The organism is Brenneria uluponensis (assembly GCF_032395385.1).
In the GTDB taxonomy this organism is placed as follows: Bacteria; Pseudomonadota; Gammaproteobacteria; order Enterobacterales; family Enterobacteriaceae; genus Prodigiosinella; species Prodigiosinella aquatilis.
In genome coordinates, this window is the sequence record NZ_CP135917.1 from 2,393,275 (window position 1) to 2,413,317 (window position 20,043).

Genomic DNA, 20,043 nt, shown 5'->3' on the forward strand with positions numbered 1-20,043 from the left:
CATAAAGGTAAGAATATGAATAACAAAGTGGTCAAAATCGGGGATATCCCGGTTGCCAATCATCTCCCCTTTGTCCTGTTTGGTGGAATGAATGTGCTTGAGTCGCGTGACTTGGCAATGCGTATTTGTGAGCATTATGTCACGGTCACACAAAAACTCGGTATTCCCTATGTTTTCAAAGCCTCTTTCGACAAGGCCAATCGTTCATCCATCCATTCTTATCGTGGTCCGGGCCTGGAAGAAGGGATGCGCATTTTTCAGGAACTGAAACAGACTTTTGGTGTGAAAATTATCACCGATATTCATGAGCCACAACAGGCACAACCCGTTGCTGATGTGGTCGATGTGATTCAATTACCGGCGTTTTTGGCCCGACAGACTGATTTGGTTGAAGCGATGGCGAAAACAGGTGCGGTTATTAATGTGAAAAAACCACAATTTATCAGCCCGGGGCAAATAGGCAATATTGTTGATAAATTCAAAGAAGGGGGCAACGATCAGGTTATTTTGTGTGATCGTGGCACAAATTTCGGCTATGACAATCTGGTCGTCGATATGCTCGGTTTCAACGTGATGAAACAAGTGTCTGATGGTGCGCCAGTTATCTTTGACGTCACTCATGCGCTGCAATGCCGTGATCCGTTTGGTGCAGCATCGGGTGGACGGCGTGCTCAGGTCGCAGAATTGGCGCGGGCAGGAATGGCGGTGGGGCTGGCAGGCTTGTTTATTGAAGCACATCCTGAACCCAACAGTGCCAAGTGTGACGGTCCCTCAGCATTACCATTGGATAAGCTTGAACCTTTCCTGTATCAGATCAAAGCTATTGATGATCTGGTGAAAAATTTTCCGGAACTGGACACCAGCCATTAATTGAGCACGTATGCGTTCCATAAAAAACCCGCTTCCGGCGGGTTTTTTATGGGGTAAAAATTTACTTATACAGGTCGGCACTGATCGTGTAGCGATTGCCTCTTTCCTGCCACTCTCTGGTGATGTGATAGTACTTAGCCCCTTTCTTTCCCGCTTCCTTAGCAACAGCTTCGGAGATATCCGTCGGGGAAGTAAAATTGTCCCGCAGGGTAATAGAATCAAACGGCGCCATTTGGGCGGCGGTGGCATTGTTCAACTCCTGAACCTTTTTGCCATTATCCAGGGTGACAGTGTAACGGTTATTGGGTGAGCTTTGCGTCTGAAAGAAATTACCTACTTTATTACTTAAACTGGAGGAAAACGCTACACCAGGAATTTCCACTTTAGAAGCTGCCGCACCGCCTTCCGCTAAAGCAGCTTTGCCAGCATCAGAATCTGCCGGGATAACATCGGGACTCTGAACCCGACGCTTAGGTGCATCTTTTTTATAAATAAACGCCGTAATACTCTGACTATTGCCATCGGAGTTGATATCGACTTGTCGCACAATAAAGAATGAGTATGCACCTTTTGCTTTTGCCGCGTTGGCTATGCTTTCCTCGATGTCTGGCTGATTAGAAAAAGAGCCATTAACGGTTACGGTATCATAAGGTTCCAGCTTGACGGCTTCATTTTTGGGTAACTCTTTAACACCGTTAAATTCCCGATAAACGACATCGTGGGTGGCCGGAGGCGCATCTTTATGGTACAGATCTACCGTAACAGCCCATCGCCCACCGTTAACTTCCGAAGTGCCCTGAATATAAAACGCGTCAGCCCCATGTTTGTCAGCCTGTTTGGCAGCATCTGCTGCGGCTTGATAGATGGCGTCATAGCGTCCCATGAACGTGATACGCTCAAAGGGTTTTATTGATTGTGCTTTTTCTGGAGTAAGTTCCTGCGCAGCCTGCGCCGAAAACGTTAATATTGAAAAGAGGGTGGATGCAATAACGCTGGTTTTCAGCTTCATAAAAAATCCTTTCTTCTGACGTAATACGGTTAATTCGTACTGGCCACTCTAGGTTCTATGTTGTAGCGGATGATTATGACACGGAACAATCTCCATTGCTTCAGCATTTTAAGTAATATCCTAGAGGGAGTGGCTACGAATAATGGCGATAAATTGGCTGCAATGAAAACGATTAATAATAGTAGTGAATGGTATTTTTTGCATCATAAAGCATATTTATAGACATTAGCATTATTTAACAAGCATGTAACACGTGGTTTTTGTGAATTGGTGCAGAATATTGTTATGTTATTAATGCTAAAAAAGCGTGTAATAAGTGTTATATCTGACCGAAAATTGGGGTTGTCACCCGCCATAACTCCGCTTTTAGCACAAAATGGCTTTACATGTGGATTATCAATCATATTTTCAGTAGGTTATAACTGAGTTTGCCGTCATGGCAATGGGGTTGAACAGTGACGACAAACTGTTTTTCACGTGGGTGACAATAATAGATGGTCTTCGTTAAAAAATAAGCGAAAAGGGATTCAGTATGCGTATTGGTGTACCAAAAGAACGGTTGACCAATGAAGCCCGGGTCGCAGCTACACCGAAAACGGTGGAGCAGCTGCTGAAGTTGGGTTTTGAGGTCGCAATAGAAAGTGGAGCAGGGAAACTTGCCAGTTTTGACGATTCTACTTATGAACAGGCTGGCGCGACCATTCTGGGAAAAGAGGATGTTTGGCAAAGCGATATTATCCTGAAAGTCAATGCGCCGCAGGATGATGAAGTTGAGATAGTCCGTGCAGGCAGCACGATAATCAGCTTTGTCTGGCCGGCTCAGAACCCTGAATTACTGCAAAAGCTGGCTGAGCGACAGGTAACGGTATTAGCCATGGATTCAGTGCCGCGTATTTCCCGTGCGCAATCCATGGATGCGCTCAGTTCAATGGCCAATATCGCGGGTTACCGTGCCATTGTGGAAGCTGCACACGAATTTGGCCGCTTCTTTACTGGGCAGATTACCGCTGCCGGTAAAGTGCCTCCGGCAAAAGTCATGATTATTGGTGCCGGTGTGGCGGGTCTGGCGGCAATTGGTGCGGCGGGCAGCCTGGGGGCTATTGTCCGTGCGTTTGATACACGACCTGAAGTGAAAGAGCAGGTCAAAAGTATGGGGGCCGAGTTCCTCGAGTTGGATTTTGAAGAAGAGGCAGGCAGTGGTGATGGCTATGCCAAAGTCATGTCTGAGGCTTTTATCAATGCCGAGATGGCCCTGTTTGCGGCGCAAGCCAAAGACGTGGATATCATTGTCACCACTGCATTGATCCCTGGGAAGCCAGCACCACGTCTGATTACCAAAGAGATGGTATTGAGCATGAAGCCCGGAAGCGTGGTCGTCGATTTGGCGGCGCAAACAGGCGGTAACTGTGAGCTTACGGTCGCCGATCAGGTTACGCTTACGGAAAATGGCGTCAAAATCATTGGTTACACCGATCTGCCGAGCCGTCTACCAACCCAATCTTCACAGCTCTATGGCACCAATCTGGTGAACCTGCTCAAGTTGTTGTGTAAAGAGAAAAACGGTGAAATAGATATTGATTTTGAAGACACCGTTATCCGCGGTGTTACCGTGGTTAAAAATGGCGAAATTACCTGGCCAGCGCCGCCAATTCAAGTCTCAGTCCAACCGCAGCAAGCGAAACCCGATGTGGTAATGGAGAAAAAGGAAGTCAAAAAGTCTTCACCGTGGAATAAATTCATTTTCATGGCGGTGGCTATTGCGTTGTTTGGCTGGTTGGCTAATGTGGCTCCAAAAGAATTTCTCTCGCATTTCACCGTGTTTGCACTGGCCTGCGTGGTGGGATACTACGTGGTGTGGAACGTGAGTCATGCTCTGCATACCCCGCTAATGTCGGTCACCAATGCAATATCAGGCATTATTGTGGTGGGCGCATTACTGCAGATTGGCCATGGTGGATGGGTATCGTGTTTATCCTTCATTGCCGTATTGATCGCCAGCATTAATATTTTCGGTGGTTTTACCGTCACTCAGCGCATGCTGAAAATGTTCCGCAAGAATTAAGGGGTAGCACATGTCTGGGGGATTAGTTACAGCAGCGTACATTGTCGCTGCCATTCTGTTTATTTGTAGTCTCGCTGGGTTATCCAAGCATGAGACATCCCAGCAGGGAAACATTTTCGGTATTACCGGGATGGCTATCGCCTTACTGGCAACGATTTTGGGACCTCATGCCGGCAATATCGGCTGGATCATCATCGCTATGCTGATTGGTGGCGCGATTGGTGTCTATCTGGCACGTAAGGTGGAAATGACTGAAATGCCGGAACTGGTTGCCATTCTGCACAGTTTCGTGGGTATCGCCGCAGTACTGGTAGGATTCAACAGTTTTCTTGATCACGGAGAAATTACCGATGCAGTAATGGTAAATATCCATTTGACGGAAGTTTTCCTGGGGATCTTTATTGGTGCGGTGACCTTTACCGGTTCAGTGGTGGCTTTTGGTAAACTGCGCGGCCTTATTTCCTCTAAGCCGTTGATGTTGCCTCATCGTCATAAGATGAATCTGGCGGCGCTGGTCGTTTCTTTCCTACTGCTCCTGTTATTCGTAAATACTGGCAGTGTTGCATTGCAGTCCATTGCGTTGTTATTGATGACCGCTATTGCGCTGGTCTTTGGTTGGCATCTGGTGGCATCCATTGGCGGTGCGGATATGCCAGTGGTCGTTTCAATGCTGAACTCCTACTCTGGTTGGGCGGCGGCGGCGGCGGGTTTCATGCTGAGCAACGATCTGCTGATTGTCACCGGGGCATTAGTCGGCTCATCGGGTGCGATCCTGTCGTATATTATGTGTAAGGCGATGAATCGTTCTTTCATCAGTGTAATTGCCGGTGGATTTGGGTCTGATGGTTCTTCTACCGGAAGTAGTGAAGAAGTGGGAGAGCATCGTGAAACGTCTGCGGAAGAGGTTGCAGAGTTACTGAAGAATTCCAGTTCGGTGATTATTACTCCGGGGTATGGAATGGCGGTGGCACAGGCACAATATCCAGTGCATGACATTACCGACAAGCTGCGAGCTCGGGGTGTGAAGGTCCGTTTTGGTATTCACCCGGTTGCTGGACGTTTACCTGGACACATGAACGTGTTGCTGGCTGAAGCAAAGGTTCCGTATGACATCGTGTTGGAAATGGATGAAATCAATGATGATTTTGCTGATACCGATACGGTGCTGGTTATCGGTGCTAATGACACGGTAAACCCGGCGGCACAGGAAGATCCGCATAGTCCGATCGCAGGTATGCCGGTGCTGGAAGTGTGGAAAGCACAGAATGTTATCGTTTTTAAACGTTCAATGAATACCGGTTATGCGGGCGTTCAGAATCCACTGTTCTTTAAAGAGAATACTCAAATGCTGTTTGGTGATGCCAAAGCGAGTGTGGAAGCGATTCTGAAAGCACTGTAACGGGTGGATAGGCTATAGCGTTTCATTGAAGGGTGCACAATCAGGGGAAATTAACCCCCTGATTGTCAATAAACCCAGGTATGAGATCGGAATTTTACTCTGTTTTATCCTCGTTATTATCGTTTCCCTGAACGATTGGAGAAACGAAATCCTCGGGTTTTATCGCCAGCAAATCGCATTTCAGGTGATCAATAACATGCTCGACAGTGTTACCGATAAAGGCGGCGGACAGTCCTGTACGCCCCAGAGAACCCAACACCACCACCCCAGCCTGTAAGTGTTCCGCTAGATCAGGAATGACTTCTTCTGGCAGCCCTTTTTCAACATGGGTTAGTCGTTCATCCAGATTAAATTTCTGACGTAGCGCTTTCATGGCAATCAAATGTTGCCCACGAATGGCATCGTTGTAGACGCTGGGGTCAAAATCAGGCAGTTCAATGGCAATATTGATGGGGGTTACCGGGTAGGCACCAACAAGATGGACTTCTGTTTGGTTTACCTGCTTGGCCAATTCCAAGGTTTCGGTAACCAGTTTTACATTAAGTGGGTCGTGATAAGGGTCTTCACTCGCCAGATTGACAGCAACCAAAGCGCGTCCGCCTTCCGGCCAGGGCTGATCTTTTACCATCCATACCGGGCAAGGACATTTACGCAACAGTTGCCAGTCAGTAGGTGTAAAGATAACGGCTTCCAGCCTGTCATGCTGGTGAGCCATTTTGAGCAATAGATCATGCTTCCCGGTAATGACTTCCTGAATGATGGCTTCAAAGGGTTTATTGTGCCAGACTACTTTAATATCAATAGAAACGCCTGCATCAATATAGTGTTTGCATTGTTCTGCAATCCATTCAATACGTTGAGCGATGACGCCCTGTCGCATCTCTGTTCGTTCATCGGGTGAGAGCAGAGTGGTCATTTCGTAAGAAAAGTCGTAAATAGGCAGGAACGCCTTGATACGGCCGCCAAGCCGTTGAATCAGGTAAACAGCGCGACGTAATGCCGGTTGGTCATCTTGATCAGGGTCAATAGCTACCAGTAGGTTCTGATACTTCGCCATAGGGTCCTCCTAACGACTGTCAATCCACAGCCAGTAAATTAAGAGTACCTCAATGAAATCGCTTTGAACAACTGATGATGGGCGCTGGATCAATAATTCAGAAAAATCATTGATCCGGCAATAGGTTAGGCGTTGCTTTTGGCAGCACCCGCCAGCTCGGCCAGCGTCTCATTGTTTTCAATAGTGATATATTTCCCTTTCACCGCTAACATGCCGCTTTTCTGGAAGCGTCCCAGCAAGCGACTGATAGTTTCTACCGTCAGTCCCAGGTAGTTGCCAATATCGCCACGGGTCATGGTGAGACGAAACTCGCGCGGAGAGAAACCGCGTTGGGCAAAACGACGTGAGAGATTATAGACAAATGCCGCCAGACGTTCCTCGGCATTTTTCTTTGACAACAACAGTATCATGTCCTGATCGCCTCGGATTTCACCGCTCATCAGGCGCATTATCTGCTGGCGCAAATTGGGCATTTTACCGGAAAGGTCATCAAGTGTTTCGAAAGGGATCTCACAGACCATAGACGTTTCCAGAGCTTGCGCAAAACTGGGGTGCAGGGCACTGCCAATCGCGTCAAACCCCACTAGGTCACCGGCCAAATGAAAACCGGTGATCTGTTCGTCACCCTGTTCAGTAATTGTATAGCTTTTTATGGTGCCGGAACGAATGGCGTACAGCGACTTGAGTTCATCACCCGCTTTAAACAACGCCTGTCCTTTCTGGATTGGTTTTTTTCGTTCAATGATATTGTCGAGTTGATCCAGCTCGTGCTCGTTCAAGGTAAACGGGATGCAAAGCTGGCTTATGCTGCAATCCTGACAATGAATTGCACAACCACCAGACTGAATGCGTCGAATTATTCGCTTTTCCGGGATCATAGATTTTGCTCAGGCAATAATTGATATTGGTCAATTTTAACAGCTTTTATTGCGGCTGATAAGAGCCCTTATTCCAAGAACAGATTTATAAATAGTGAGCTAACTAATGTTTTAAGCGACTATTTATCAAAAAGGGATGCTGCGGGCGGGTGTTGCGTTATATCATTAATTTTATAGCGAAAGGTTTTCTGTGGCAGTAAATACCGTTTATTTCGTGGAAATTCTCCCCGCCTTTGAAAGGCGGGGAGGAAATTAGAGGCGAGGTCCTATAAAACTTTCCGCCCTACGATTTGGATAATGTTGAAATATTTTCCGGCCCCTGCCTGCATTATGGGAATCATTTTTTGAGTATGCCAACTGGGTGATTGCAGATATTCATCCCATGCCTGCTGGCATGAGTTCATTTCGCGCAGCATGGTGATTTTTATGCCAGGTTCTTTTCCCCATAAAGCCTTCCACCAGTTACAGGAATAAAAATACCAGTCTGGTGTCCAGAAAGGTTGAACCTCCTCCGGCAACTGACCTTCTGGGTAGTCTTGTATAAATCCAGGTACGGCAACCGCTATCAGTCCACTTTTTTTTACAAAAGGCAGGAGTTTTGACAGCATGATTTCGTTACTGCCGAAGTACTGATAAGCATCCACACTTATGATCATGTCAAAGTATTCATGAGCAAATGGGATCTCTTTCGTTGCATCTACCAAAAGAGGAATTATTTTAGATTCAAGCCCCAGCCCCGCGAACCGCTTCGCGTTTTCGGTAGGGGAGATCCATAAATCGGCTGCAAATACGGTCACATCATATTTTTCCGCAAGCAGAATGGAAGAAATTCCCGTTCCGCAACCGAGGTCGAGAATACGCATACCCGGAGAAATGGGGAGCATATTTGCCATTTCTTCCATAATGCGCATGGCATTCGGCCCCATCATCGTTTCCAGAAGAAAGGATTTGTCATAGTTGTCGGTAAAAGGTGTGCTCATCGTCATATTCATGACTTACTCCTTAGCGATTGTCCGGCTGGGCGCGAACGTTGTTCAGCCCGGTGGTATTGATGCGGTAGGGCTGACCATTGACAGACTTAATCAGCTTTTTAGTTTTGAGTTTTTTGAAAACGGCGAGTGTGCAGTCGCTGAGCAACAGCCCTTCGCGGCTGTAGCATTCAACGGATGTGACGCGGCCTGAAGCATTACGGACGTGCATGATACGTCCACCTTTGGCGAGAACATGTAAGGTACGTTGTTCCTGACGGGATAAATTCATACTGAAAAACCTGCTAATCATCATGTGCAAAAACGAACTAACACCCGCAGGTGTTTGCGTAAGGTTTAAGCGCAGCGATAACCAGTCCGGCCTGAGAAGGTCGGGAAGCTGATTATCTGATGATTACATTCTCCAGCATCAAAGCCTCGGTATGAGATGAAAGGTATTTACACCGTAAATGATAACACGCTTAAACTTCATGAAAATGATTTAACCTAAGAAATGTGACCACTGACGTCGTAGTACCGCAGTTCGGATTGTGGCAAATGGTGGTGGTATTCATGGTCAATATCCATCAGGAATGTTCAATACGTTGGGCTGGATGATGACCAAAGCAATGGTCAGAATGAAGATAGCGCTGGCTATCCACATAATGCCTCCGGGTAGATACGGGTTATTTCATGGTTCAGGTGTACGCTTTCCTTCAATGGAGTTAAATGCCGAAAAATCTTGGGGTTGTGTGACAACGACAACGAATTATACATCTCACAGACACACAGCTTTTGGTCTCAGGTATATTCATATTTAAATGAGGGAGGATGAATTAATGCAATTTACTTTTCTAAGTAAGCGTGTGATCTATGGAATGTTGCTGGCGCTACCACTGTATGGCTATGCGGATCAGAATAATGCTGATGTTATTGCCGGTTATACCACTCAGGATTTGGCTGCTGCATTACCCACTTCGGCCGATGGATTAAAACGGCGTAGTATTAACGTCGACCCCGCCAGTCATGCCGTTGAGGCCGAATATATTGAATCAGCGACCAAACGCAAAGCGCTGGTTACCCTTTATGCACTACCTATGGACAGTAGCGGCAAAATACCTGAAGCAAAAAACGAAGATGAGCCTTATTTGAAAGCTGTGCTTGCCAGTGCCGAGAAAGAGATGATTCGCCAGCGTATCAGACCGGAAAAACGGGAATTGGTGACGGATTCCGGGCTTACGTTTAATTGTCTGGAGACAATGATTAATAATAAGGTGCTGCATTTATTATGCGCAACCACTGTTAAAGGGCGTGTGATGGAAGTTCAGCCGGTGACCGTCGTTGATGATAAAACATTCGATGAGGCTAGCAAAAAGAGTGATGATTTAATTGCGGCGCTGGCCAGGAGTGTGGTGGGTTTCAAAAAGTGAGGGATTCATCCTGGCATAAGTTGGTACTTTTTATGTCTTCCAGAACGCTTGATGGATTTCATCAAGCGTTCTGTGGGTATTCGATTTCTCGTTGATTCACAGACATGGTATGACGCATGAGGCGTTCGTTATAGATCATTCGGGATTCATCAATTAAAGCGTCTTTCGTGGAAAAATCACCCTGTATAGCCGTCATCAACTATGGTTTGCAGCGATTTTAGCAGCCGGAAACTCAATGGTTTCAGTTCAATTGCCAGTTCATCAAGTTGGGTTAGATCATGCTGCCTGGCCGCGTGTTCTATCCGTTGCAATAGTGCTACCAACTCATCGCAACCAAAGTTGCTGCTTTCACCTCGTAATTTATGTGCTTCCTGCTGAACTGTTTGTAGTTCACGTTCGTTAATCGCGGTATGAAGCGTTGCGATCGAATCCGGGAACCTTTGGATGAAAATGGCTGACAACTCTTTCATTAATGCTGTATCGCCATAAAAGCGTTGTAATAGAGTCTGCTCATCCAGCGTCTCACGTGTGGGATCAGGCAATGGCGTAAGTTTCTGCTCTTGAGTCATCACCCGGTGAATTTCCTGCTGTAGTGCCTTCATGGTGATAGGTTTGGCAAGATAACCGTCGAAACCGTGTTGCAAACAATACTCCCGGTCTCCCTGCATGGCATGAGCGGTCAGCGCGATGATGATATGGTGCTGTAATGCGGGCTGATGGGACTCCATGTCGCGGATAATCTGTGTGGCTTTTCCGCCATCCATTTCCGGCATTTGCAAGTCCATAAAAATCAGGTCGTAATCAGTTTCATCGAGTTTTTCCAGCACTTCCATGCCGTTGTTGGCAACATCACATTGATGGCCCAGCTTATTCAAAAAATTGACCGCCAGTTTCTGATTTACCAGGTTGTCTTCCGCCAGCAGTATGCGGTAAGCCTCCAGGGAGTCTGGCTGGGGCGTTGCCGGTTCCTCTGGCACCGCCAGACAGTGCTTTCCGGTAAACGATTTGACGATAATGTTGAACAGTTCGCTCTGCGCGATAGGTTTACTGAGAACGTGGGACACACCAAGCGCTGTTAATGCGGTCGAATCCATAGCGCGACCCATGGAACTCAGCATGATAAAAGTACTATTGTGGAACGCGGGCATAACGGAAAGAGTGGCGGCTAGCGATATACCATCCATGTCAGGCATCTGCACGTCGAGCATAATCAATGGAAAATCACTGTTGCTTTCCACCAGTGATAGCGCTAATGCGCCACTGCTGACTGTAATGGGGCAGAGTCCCATATTGCGCAGCATATCTTTCATCAGACGCAGGTTAGTTGCATTGTCATCCACCACCAGTACCTGTGTACCGAGGAGTTCGGCGGGAAGTACCAATGATCGGACATCAGTATGGCAGGAAAGAGGAAAAGGTAGGGTAAAGCTAAAGGTACTGCCTTCTCCTGGCACGCTTTCGACCACTAGTTTCCCTTTCATCATTTCCACCAATCGGGCAGAGATTGTCAGCCCCAGACCGGTTCCGCCGTACTTGCGAGTGGTGGATGCATCGACCTGACTGAATGATTCAAAAATCAGTTTCTGTTTCTCGTCGGGAATACCAATACCGGTATCATGTACCAGAAACAGAAGACGGTCGTTGTGGGGGACCAGGCTGATTTTCAGTAAAATTTCGCCATGATGAGTGAATTTCAGCGCATTACTGACTAGATTGTTTAGCACCTGACGTAAACGGAGGTTATCACCCTGTAGCATCTGTGGAACATCTTGAGAGATATCGACCAGCAATTCGATGTTCTTCTCTGTCGCGTCCGGCATAAAAGGGCGGATTATTTCCTGAATAAAAGGGCGTAGCTCAAAATCCTCTTCATTCAGGACAATCTTTCCCGCTTCAATTTTGGAAAAATCGAGAATATCGTCAATGATGTGTAACAGGGAACGAGCGGAGTTATACACCATGGTGATGTAATCATGCTGCTCATGGGTCAGTTTCGTATCCAGACAAAGTTGTGCCATACCTAAAATTCCATTCATTGGCGTACGAATTTCGTGACTCATGTTTGCCAGAAACAGACTTTTGGCTTCGTTGGCGGCTTGCGCGGCAGCAGCAGACTGACGTGAGAACGCTTCAGCTTCTTTATGGCTGGTGATGTCCTGCATGGTACCGATAACTCGTTCTATTTTTCTTTCTATCGTCAAGCTGCTGATTTGTCCGGACAGCAGCATCCAGCGATAGTGACCGTCGAAATGCAGAATACGGATTTCACAGTCAAAAATAGGAAGTCGTTGGTTGCTGGCGGCATGTAACAGATTGGTGACGGTTTTCCGGTCATCAGGATGGGTTAGCGCAGCCAGCAGGTTGGAAGAATAATGCCAGGCGATGCGTGGATATCCTAACAGCGCCAAAAAAATATCACTCACCTGCAAGATATCTTCTCTGGCGTTCCAGTCCCATATGCCAATATGAGTGGATTCCGCTATCAGCAAAAAATCTTCATGGAGTTGTTTGCGAGAATTGAGGACTTCGCTGTAGCGGGTAATATCGGTATGCAGACTGACTCTGCCTCCATCCGGAGTATGACTGATCTGAATAAACAACTTGCGGTCAGGTAACTGCCGAACTTCATAGTGGCTGTCCAGACGGCTGCGTTTGGCCATAGCATCAATTAATGATTGTCTGTTTTCTGTGTCATCTGAAATGTATCCGGCAGAAATGAAACTGGCGACCAGATCATGAAGGGTGATGCCTACTTTCAGCACATCCTTGACTTCCGGATAGAACTCAATGGCTTTTTGGTTAAACGCTATCAGCCGGTCATCTACATCATAAACCAGTATGGCGGCATTCAGATGATCAAGCGCAGGGGCAAGTAGCTCAGTCATAAATCTCCCTAAGACAGATTGTTGGTAGCATCCCTTTAATGACGTAATTACGTAGCACAGTGTTAACCGAAATATGAGCTAATGGTGAAGGTAATTTAATGAGTGTAGTCGTCCATTACGCTTATGGCGCATTAAGATCTGAAAGTGTTTGATGAATAAAACCCATTTGGTCTGCGTAACCAAATGGGTTCAGGAACGGTATCTAAGAGAGAACGGCGCTTATGTTCAGGATGAGCAGCGTCGGAATGAGAAGATATTCAGGCAAAATAGCACGCTTTGAATGGCATCATCGCCGCGCCGACTACGGAAGGATCGCCTGGGATCTGACTGAGCAACATGCGCGGATAGTAGGCGTTGCATCCATAGCGCTGTATCTGGACCGTCAGTGGAATCTGTAACAGCATTTCTCCCAGCGCATGAGGCAGTTCACCACCGAACACAATGGCTTGCGGATCGATTATAGCGCGCATGGCATCGATAGCCCGATTAAGATAAGGGCCAATTTCTTCCACCCACTCGGCGACGCCAGGCCAGTCAGGATTGAAGTCGCGCCTCAGGGCACTGACGGAATGGATATCAATACCGCAGTTGTTCAACCGCTTGATGAGTTCTCCCAGTGCCGGACGGGAATGGCTCTCTTGTGCGGTATAAATACGGCTTATTTCACCGGCATTTCCAAATGAGCCAACAAATGGTTTGCCATCAATAATAATGCCGCCGCCAAAACCGTAATTAAAAGAAAAATAACCGAATGTGGGGTAATCCAATCCAGCGCCGAGTAGGGATTCGCCCAGTGCGCCAGTCGTGCCGTTATTTTCCGTCCAGACTGCCATATCGAACAGGGCGTGTAACTCATGTCTAAGATCTACCAGCGACCAGTCACGTAAGGGTTCGGGAGCATTAAACATACGCGTTTCCCCTATCAGGAAACCCGCCATGGCAAATCCGACGCCGACCACATCTGATGCAGAAATACATTTATCCAGCAGTGCCTGACGGACACGATCTTTTAGCATGATCATGGCACGGGCACGGTTATGAAGTGGGATATCCAGTACCTCTTCATGTATAACATGGCAGGCAAAATCACACAGGCAGAAAGAGACGCTATCCGTATTGACGGAAATGCCGATGCTATAGCGTGCTGTAGACATTAATGTCAGTGCCGGACTGGGTTTGCCGCGCCCATGAACAATGGTTTTTCCCAGCTTCAGTAAACCGCGTTCCAGCAAGGCGTCAATAATGCGGTGCACGGAAGGTTGAGTAAGGTTGGTTAGTGGCGAAATAGCTGAACGCATCACGTTTTTATGACGGCGAACTATCTCCAGTACCATCCGCTCATTTACTGACACGCTGTCATTACTCTTGCCATTCAGCAGAGGCATGTTATGGATTTTTTCATGGTTATTCATCATCAGTCGAAAGTGCATTTCCGTTGTATTTGAACATGTTCCTGCCGTGTTATCACGACCCCGAAAGTAACGGGTAACTCAGTTGGGTATTTCATTGTTAATTATTAAACACAATGAATGATAAATAAAATTTTTCACTTAAAAACATTAAGTATTGGATTAAATATGAACTTTATTGAGTAATTCCAATAAATATATATTGTTTTTCATTGAGTTAATTTTCTTGAAGGTATTTTCATTTTTATGAAATATAATTGAAATTATTATCATTCACAATGCATTATAAATAAAAAATCACGAAGCATAAAGACCGATGACATCAATACCTATCCAATAGATTGCGAGCCGCAGGAAGGTGGGAAGTGAAGGAATCCCGATGAGATAAAGGTGAGTGATTTGGGTAACTGAGCGCCGCCAGCGCACCTGCAACCTGCAACTTGCAAGATGGCAGGCATACCGTGACAGAAATTGACGCTTTGTTTAAGGAGATACAAACATGAGCAAGTTAGCGGTCGATGGTGTCAGCCTGCGCTTCGATAATACTCCGGTACTGAAGGAGATATCATTTAAGGTCGAAGAAGGGTGTTTTATTACGCTTCTCGGCCCTTCGGGATGTGGGAAAACCACTTTGCTACGGGCCATCGCAGGGTTTATTCCTTTGGATGCGGGGAGTATCCATATTGGTGGGAAGAATATGGCGGGGGTGACACCGGAACGGAGAAATACTGCGATGTGCTTCCAGTCTTACGCACTGTTTCCTCATTTGACCGTAGCGGAGAATATTGCCTTTGGCCTGAAACAAAAACGATTCCCACAGAAAGAGATTACCTATCGTGTTATGGAGACGGCGCTGAGCGTGTCGTTGGCTGGGCATCTGGATAAATTGCCGAGCCAGCTCTCCGGCGGGCAGCAGCAGCGCGTAGCACTGGCCCGTTCTATGGCGGTTCGGCCTGATGTAATGCTGTTTGATGAACCTTTGTCCAATCTGGATGCCCGGCTACGGGAGCAGCTGCGTCTGCAAATTCGAACACTTCAACGTAAACAGGGTTTTACTGCTGTGTATGTGACGCATGATCAGGCGGAAGCGTTGGCGATGTCCGACGTGGTCATTGTGATGGATGCCGGCACCATTGTGCAGATGGGAACACCGCAGAATATCTACTATCAGCCGGTAAATCGGTTTGTGGCTGATTTTGTGGGTACTGCCAATATTATGATTGGCAATGTAATTGCCCGTGACGAGGTCGGCGGTTGTTACCGAATCACCACCGTGCTGGGCGAAATGGTAGTCACGTCTGAAGAACCGCCGTTGTTTACTCGCGTTTATGTCTGTTGGCGGCCAGAAGATGCGGCTTTACTGCCCGAACGGAGCATAGGGCAGAACATTTTTCCGTTAAAGATTAAGCGACAAATATTTCTCGGTAATCTGACGGATATTGAGGGGTGCTCTGACAATAATGATAACGCTACATTCCGTGTGCAACAGCTGGGATATAAACCGCTGACAGAAGGGACGATCTATTCTTTCTCCGTTGCTTCCGACAAGCTTCATTTCCTGAAGGAGAGGGTGGCATGAGATCGCCATGGTATGCCTATCTGCTGTTACTTCCGGGGTTGGGAACCATTATTGTGCTGATAAGTGCCGTGATTGGCATGACTATCTCCCAGTCGTTTGGATTCTTTAACTTTGCGGGGCACAGCGGTTTTTCGTTGCATTTTTGGCAAACCATCCTGAATGACTCCCAGCTTTGGCGTGCCTTTTTCTATTCGGCACGTATCGCCGTGTTGAGCGCCATATTCTCTATCGGGCTTGCCTATCCAGCGGCTATCTGGTTGCGCAAGCCGTTTCCGGGGTCATCCATGATTGGCGCATTATTGAAAGCACCGCTGCTGGTGCATGGGCTGGCAGCCGCGTTTCTGTTTGTGAATTTCATTTCTTATCAAGGTTTTCTTAATGCTGCGTTGGTAAAACTCGGTCTGATTGAACGCCCGATACGGATGCAGAACGACAACTATGGCATTGGGGTGATCTTGTTGCAAACCTGGAAACAGATGCCGATGGCTTTGCTACTCCTCACCGGTTCCGTGCAAGCAATCAGTAGTGATCTGCTGGATGCGGCTCGCAATTTGGGTGCGGGTCGCTGGGATCGGTTTCGTCGCATCATCCTACCGTTGACACTGCGTGCGTTGCAGACAGCCACGGTATTGATTTTTATTGGTGCTGCTGGCGATTTTTCGTTTCAGGTGGTGGCCGGGCCTGTCAGCGTTAATTCCATGGCACAGTTCATGTTACGCACTCAGCAAGAGAGTGCCGCTGGCTGGAATATGGCGGCGGTAGTGGCCGTCATGCTGATGCTGTTATCCCTGTGTGGTGCTGCCCTGATGGCGCTGTCTGTTCAGTCATTTGTTCGAACCATAAGGAATTGATTTAATGCCACGTACCCGTCTGGATACCCTGAACAAATTGTTGGTTCTAGGGGTACTCGCACTAGGGATGGTCTGGATAATTCTACCGTTTGCCATGGCGGTGTTGTGGTCGCTGGTGGACCCGGGTCACCCCTGGTCTTATCCGGCAATTTTCCCGCCGAAGCTATCGTTTGAACGCTGGATAACATTGTGGAATACCACATCGTTACCGCTGACGCTGATGCACAGTTATTTGCTGGCCCCGACTGTTACAGTGATAACCTTATTGCTGGCATTGCCTACGGCATATGCCTTCGGACGGCTGACTTTTTATGGCAAGAATGTTGCCTGGCTATTGACACTGTTACCGCTGGTATTACCCAGTTTTGTGATTGCGGTCTTTTTTTCATCGTTGTTAACTCGGTTCAACATCTATTCACGTTTCATCGGGATTCTCATCGGTCATACGGTACTTTTTCTGCCTTATGCCATCCGTATCATCAGTGTTTCTTTCAACCAGGTTCGGCAGGATTTGATTGATGCCGCTCGCAATTTGGGTGCATCCAGGCTGTCGGTGTTCTGGGTAGCCCATTGGCCAATACTGAAGTCAGGGTTACTGGCATCTTTGATCATCGTGTTTGTTCTCTCAATTGAGGAGTTTTCTGTCTCCTTTATCATTGGTGCCCCTGATTTTATTACCGTACCTACCATGCTCTATTCGTATCTCGGATATAACTTCATTCGGCCTGACGCTGCTGTTGTCACGCTTATTCTGGTCGTCCCCAATGTACTATTGATGCTTATTCTGGAAGGTTTCCTGAAAAATGTCACACCAACAGCATTGATTGGAAAGGGCTAATGACGACTGTTACTGTTAAGGAAATCTACCGATGCTAAAGATTTTTACGGTCATTTTTCTGGCGACACTGTTTTTGCCATTTTCATGGGGATACGCCCAGGATCTGTCATCAATGCGCTGGGATGAGGTGGTGGCTGAAGCGCGTAAAGAAGGGCAACTTAACTGGTTTAACTGGTATTTTCAGGATCGTTTCCGACAGCAAGTAAAAGCGTTTGAATCGGAATACGGGGTTAAAGTCACGATTCCGGATGGTAGTTTACAGGCCAACATTAATAAATTATTGGCAGAAAAGAACCGGACTCAGGGCGATATCGATGTACTTTCCATTGGTGCGGATCAGCTTGATTCTTTTGATGTGACGAAATTGTTCTGGGGTCCATTGCAAAACCGGCTCCCCGATAGCGAAAAGCTTCGTTTCAAGATGGCGGGGATGGATTCGCATGGATACGCCGTCGCATTTTGGGGGAATCAATCGGTTATAGCTTATAATTCGGCCCGATTAAACGAGGCTGATGTGCCACGAACACTGGATCAGTTTGAACACTTTATCCGGAAAAACCCCGGAGAACTGGCCTTTAATGTGGAAAATGGTGGATCCGGGCCGGCATTTATTGAAGCGATTACCCGCAAACTGGTGCCTGATGTGAATTATCGCCAAGGTGATGCCTCGCCAGATGTATTGCGTCGTTTGGCTCCGGCCTGGGCATGGTTCAACAAATATAAAGGCGATTACGTGATTACCGCCTCCAATGCTGACAGCATCACCCGCCTCAATGCAGGTGAATTCGAATTATCCCCTTCCTGGGAAGATTTTGTGCTCGGGTTACAGCATCAAGGCGAAATTTCACGGGACATAAAATTTTATATTCCTGATTTTGGCATGCCCGGTGGCGGCAACGTGGTGGCTATCCCGGCGAATGCCAAACATAAAGCGGCCGCGCTGGTCTTTATCTATTGGTTGACCCGCAGCGACACACAGGCGCATTTCCATCAGGTATTCGGCTCTGCTCCACAGTCTAAAGATATGAATAACAACGTTAGTCATCCTTCCACTGAACTTGATCGCACCAAGTCGCTTGTCTGGGCAAAAAAGCCACTTGGGGATGAGATAAGAAAACAGTTTGTCGACAATGTATTGATGAAATAAACGCTGATTTTCATTCAAAAGTGCAGGTTGGCTCTGGCTACCTCTTATGCTCATACACCAGGGAAATATTATGTCTGAGACGATATGCCACTATCCGCAAGAACATCGGATTGTGGTGCCGGAAACGTTGATTGCACACCGTGGTGCATCGGCACTGGTTCCGGAAAATACGCTGGCCGCGATGCGCAAAGCGGCGGAGATGGGCGCCAAATGGCTGGAAGTGGATGTGAAGCTCTCGCGTGACCGCCACCCGGTGATCATTCATGATGACAAAGTCGATCGTACTACCAACGGTCAGGGGTATGTTGCCGGGCTGACGTTCGAACAGATTCGTTCACTCGATGCACGCGCTACGTTTGGCAGTGAATTCGCAGGGATCAGGATACCGTCTTTGCAAGAGCTGATTGAATGTGTATTGGAACTGGATGTTGGATTACAACTGGAGCTGAAACCTACTGCCGGGGATGATATCGAAACCGCAGAAATTTCGCTCAACATACTAAAAACCCTGTGGCCTGCTAATCGTGAACAGTTATTCATTTCCAGCTTCTCCATCCGTGCGATTCACGCTGCGGCGCGTTTGTTGCCGGATGTTCCCCGCGCATTTGCTGTTTCGGTGCCGCCACGAGATCCCCGGGCATTATTGCAGGAAACACACTGCCAGATTTTGCATTGTCAGGCACAACTGACGGATATCGAGGCGCAGAAACGGCTGGCTGACAGCGGTGTTGAATATGCGGTCGCGGTCATCAATGATGCCGGGCGGGCGCGCGAGTTTCTTAACGGAGGGGCGCAGACTGTTTTGTCGGATATTCCCGATCTACTTGGTTAACTTAAGGGAGGTTCTTCATGTCTGAATTACAGCGGCGTTTTGAAACGGCTAACTTGGTGGTTGACGAGGCTGCACAATTGGCACGCCAACTATTTGCCAAACGTGAAACCCTTATACCGGAACAAAAAGCAGTGCATGATTTTGTCTCTGATGCTGACCGACAGATAGAACAGCTTATCTGGGCGCGTCTGCGACATGAGTTTCCCAACGATGCCCTGTTAGGCGAAGAAAGGGGGGATGACGTGAATGACACATTCTGGGTAATTGATCCGATTGATGGCAGCAGCAACTTTTTACGGGGTTTGCCACTGTGGGGGATTTCTCTGGGATATGTCGAAAATGGTCTGGCGATGGTAGGAGCCATCGTATTACCGATGCTAGGTACAGCACTTTCGGCGGCAGTTGGATGCGGAGTATGGCGCAATGGTATGCCTTATAAACGGCAGGTGGATTTCCCAGAGGTTCGACTGGTGGGAATGGGAGACAGCTCAGGCTGGCCGATTACCGAAGTTATGCTGATGGATAGTTGCCTGCGGGATGAAGGATGGTCAGTGGCCAGATATCATTGTGCAACCATTGGCCTGAGTTTTGCCGCATTGGGGTTTACCGACGGTTATATCGAAAAGAATACCAGCATCTGGAATGTCGCCGCAGGCACGGTTATCTGCGCGGAAGCCGGACTGGTGGTGAAGTATCACGGTGCATATATGACGGGCAAAATGAATATTTCTACCGCGGTACCGGCGGTTCAGAAAGTGGTAGAACCATTTTTTTATTCATAAGACTGGCGCTGTATAAGACAACCTGATGATACCGAAGGAGAGCGTTC

17 protein-coding genes are annotated in these 20,043 nt (G+C 47.5%); 10 read left to right on the forward strand and 7 right to left on the reverse strand.

From position 1 onward, the window contains the following. The first annotated feature begins 15 nt into the window (after positions 1 to 15). Complete coding sequence (gene kdsA / locus RS889_RS10960; protein ID WP_021016074.1) at positions 16 to 870, forward strand: 3-deoxy-8-phosphooctulonate synthase; 855 nt, start codon at positions 16 to 18, stop codon at positions 868 to 870. A gap of 61 nt (positions 871 to 931) precedes the next feature. Here kdsA and ydgH read toward each other — a convergent pair whose 3' ends face one another. Further along, positions 932 to 1,879, reverse strand: coding sequence for a DUF1471 family protein YdgH (ydgH, locus tag RS889_RS10965; protein WP_021016073.1), 948 nt, complete (start codon positions 1,877 to 1,879; stop codon positions 932 to 934). A 532-nt stretch (positions 1,880 to 2,411) separates the two neighbouring features. On the opposite strand from ydgH, the gene pntA reads away from it, so the two are divergent. Both pntA and pntB read left to right on the forward strand, forming a co-directional pair. Next, positions 2,412 to 3,941 (forward strand): Re/Si-specific NAD(P)(+) transhydrogenase subunit alpha, encoded by a 1,530-nt coding sequence (gene pntA / locus RS889_RS10970; RefSeq protein WP_315710721.1) that lies wholly within the window; start codon positions 2,412 to 2,414, stop codon positions 3,939 to 3,941. 10 nt (positions 3,942 to 3,951) lie between these two features. After that, positions 3,952 to 5,340 carry a Re/Si-specific NAD(P)(+) transhydrogenase subunit beta gene (gene pntB, locus RS889_RS10975; RefSeq protein WP_021016070.1) on the forward strand — a complete coding sequence of 463 codons (1,389 nt, stop codon included), beginning with the start codon at positions 3,952 to 3,954 and terminating at the stop codon, positions 5,338 to 5,340. A 94-nt stretch (positions 5,341 to 5,434) separates the two neighbouring features. Here the strand turns inward: pntB and uspE are convergent, their stop codons facing one another. The 4 genes from uspE to RS889_RS10995 all read right to left on the reverse strand — a co-directional run bounded on the left by uspE (position 5,435) and on the right by RS889_RS10995 (position 8,535). Next, a complete protein-coding gene (gene uspE / locus RS889_RS10980) occupies positions 5,435 to 6,397 on the reverse strand; it encodes a universal stress protein UspE (protein ID WP_021016069.1) in 963 nt (320 codons plus the stop codon). 125 nt (positions 6,398 to 6,522) lie between these two features. Continuing rightward, entirely contained in the window at positions 6,523 to 7,275 is a 753-nt protein-coding gene (fnr, locus tag RS889_RS10985; protein WP_021016068.1) for a fumarate/nitrate reduction transcriptional regulator Fnr, read from the reverse strand. 266 nt (positions 7,276 to 7,541) lie between these two features. Next, on the reverse strand, positions 7,542 to 8,267 hold the full coding sequence (locus RS889_RS10990) for an SAM-dependent methyltransferase (protein WP_315710725.1): 726 nt from the start codon (positions 8,265 to 8,267) through the stop codon (positions 7,542 to 7,544). A 10-nt stretch (positions 8,268 to 8,277) separates the two neighbouring features. Then, a complete protein-coding gene (locus RS889_RS10995; RefSeq protein WP_315710726.1) occupies positions 8,278 to 8,535 on the reverse strand; it encodes a YjhX family toxin in 258 nt (85 codons plus the stop codon). Between the two features lie 547 nt (positions 8,536 to 9,082). Between RS889_RS10995 and RS889_RS11000 the strand changes: the two genes are divergently transcribed. Beyond that, complete coding sequence (locus RS889_RS11000) at positions 9,083 to 9,673, forward strand: hypothetical protein (protein WP_315710728.1); 591 nt, start codon at positions 9,083 to 9,085, stop codon at positions 9,671 to 9,673. Between the two features lie 176 nt (positions 9,674 to 9,849). On the opposite strand, the gene RS889_RS11005 is transcribed toward RS889_RS11000, so the two are convergent. Together RS889_RS11005 and RS889_RS11010 are read right to left on the reverse strand one after the other, a co-directional pair. Further along, positions 9,850 to 12,558, reverse strand: a complete 2,709-nt coding sequence (locus RS889_RS11005) for a response regulator (protein ID WP_315710730.1) — start codon at positions 12,556 to 12,558, stop codon at positions 9,850 to 9,852. Between the two features lie 257 nt (positions 12,559 to 12,815). After that, on the reverse strand, positions 12,816 to 13,943 hold the full coding sequence (locus RS889_RS11010; protein ID WP_425475151.1) for an ROK family transcriptional regulator: 1,128 nt from the start codon (positions 13,941 to 13,943) through the stop codon (positions 12,816 to 12,818). Between the two features lie 523 nt (positions 13,944 to 14,466). Here RS889_RS11010 and RS889_RS11015 point away from each other — a divergent pair. From RS889_RS11015 to RS889_RS11040, 6 genes are all read left to right on the forward strand, one after another. Further along, positions 14,467 to 15,546 carry an ABC transporter ATP-binding protein gene (locus RS889_RS11015; protein WP_315710732.1) on the forward strand — a complete coding sequence of 360 codons (1,080 nt, stop codon included), beginning with the start codon at positions 14,467 to 14,469 and terminating at the stop codon, positions 15,544 to 15,546. Further along, entirely contained in the window at positions 15,543 to 16,397 is an 855-nt protein-coding gene (locus RS889_RS11020) for an ABC transporter permease (RefSeq protein ID WP_315710733.1), read from the forward strand. Before RS889_RS11015 ends, RS889_RS11020 begins: the two co-directional genes overlap by 4 nt. A gap of 4 nt (positions 16,398 to 16,401) precedes the next feature. Beyond that, positions 16,402 to 17,235 (forward strand): ABC transporter permease, encoded by an 834-nt coding sequence (locus RS889_RS11025; RefSeq protein ID WP_315710735.1) that lies wholly within the window; start codon positions 16,402 to 16,404, stop codon positions 17,233 to 17,235. 31 nt (positions 17,236 to 17,266) lie between these two features. Next, positions 17,267 to 18,382 carry an extracellular solute-binding protein gene (locus tag RS889_RS11030; RefSeq protein ID WP_315710737.1) on the forward strand — a complete coding sequence of 372 codons (1,116 nt, stop codon included), beginning with the start codon at positions 17,267 to 17,269 and terminating at the stop codon, positions 18,380 to 18,382. 70 nt (positions 18,383 to 18,452) lie between these two features. Next, the gene (locus RS889_RS11035; protein WP_315710738.1) at positions 18,453 to 19,214 is read left to right on the forward strand and encodes a glycerophosphodiester phosphodiesterase family protein; all 762 of its coding nucleotides are present in this window, start codon (positions 18,453 to 18,455) and stop codon (positions 19,212 to 19,214) included. Between the two features lie 17 nt (positions 19,215 to 19,231). Then, positions 19,232 to 19,996, forward strand: coding sequence for an inositol monophosphatase family protein (locus RS889_RS11040; RefSeq protein ID WP_315710739.1), 765 nt, complete (start codon positions 19,232 to 19,234; stop codon positions 19,994 to 19,996). Positions 19,997 to 20,043: the final 47 nt, after the last annotated feature.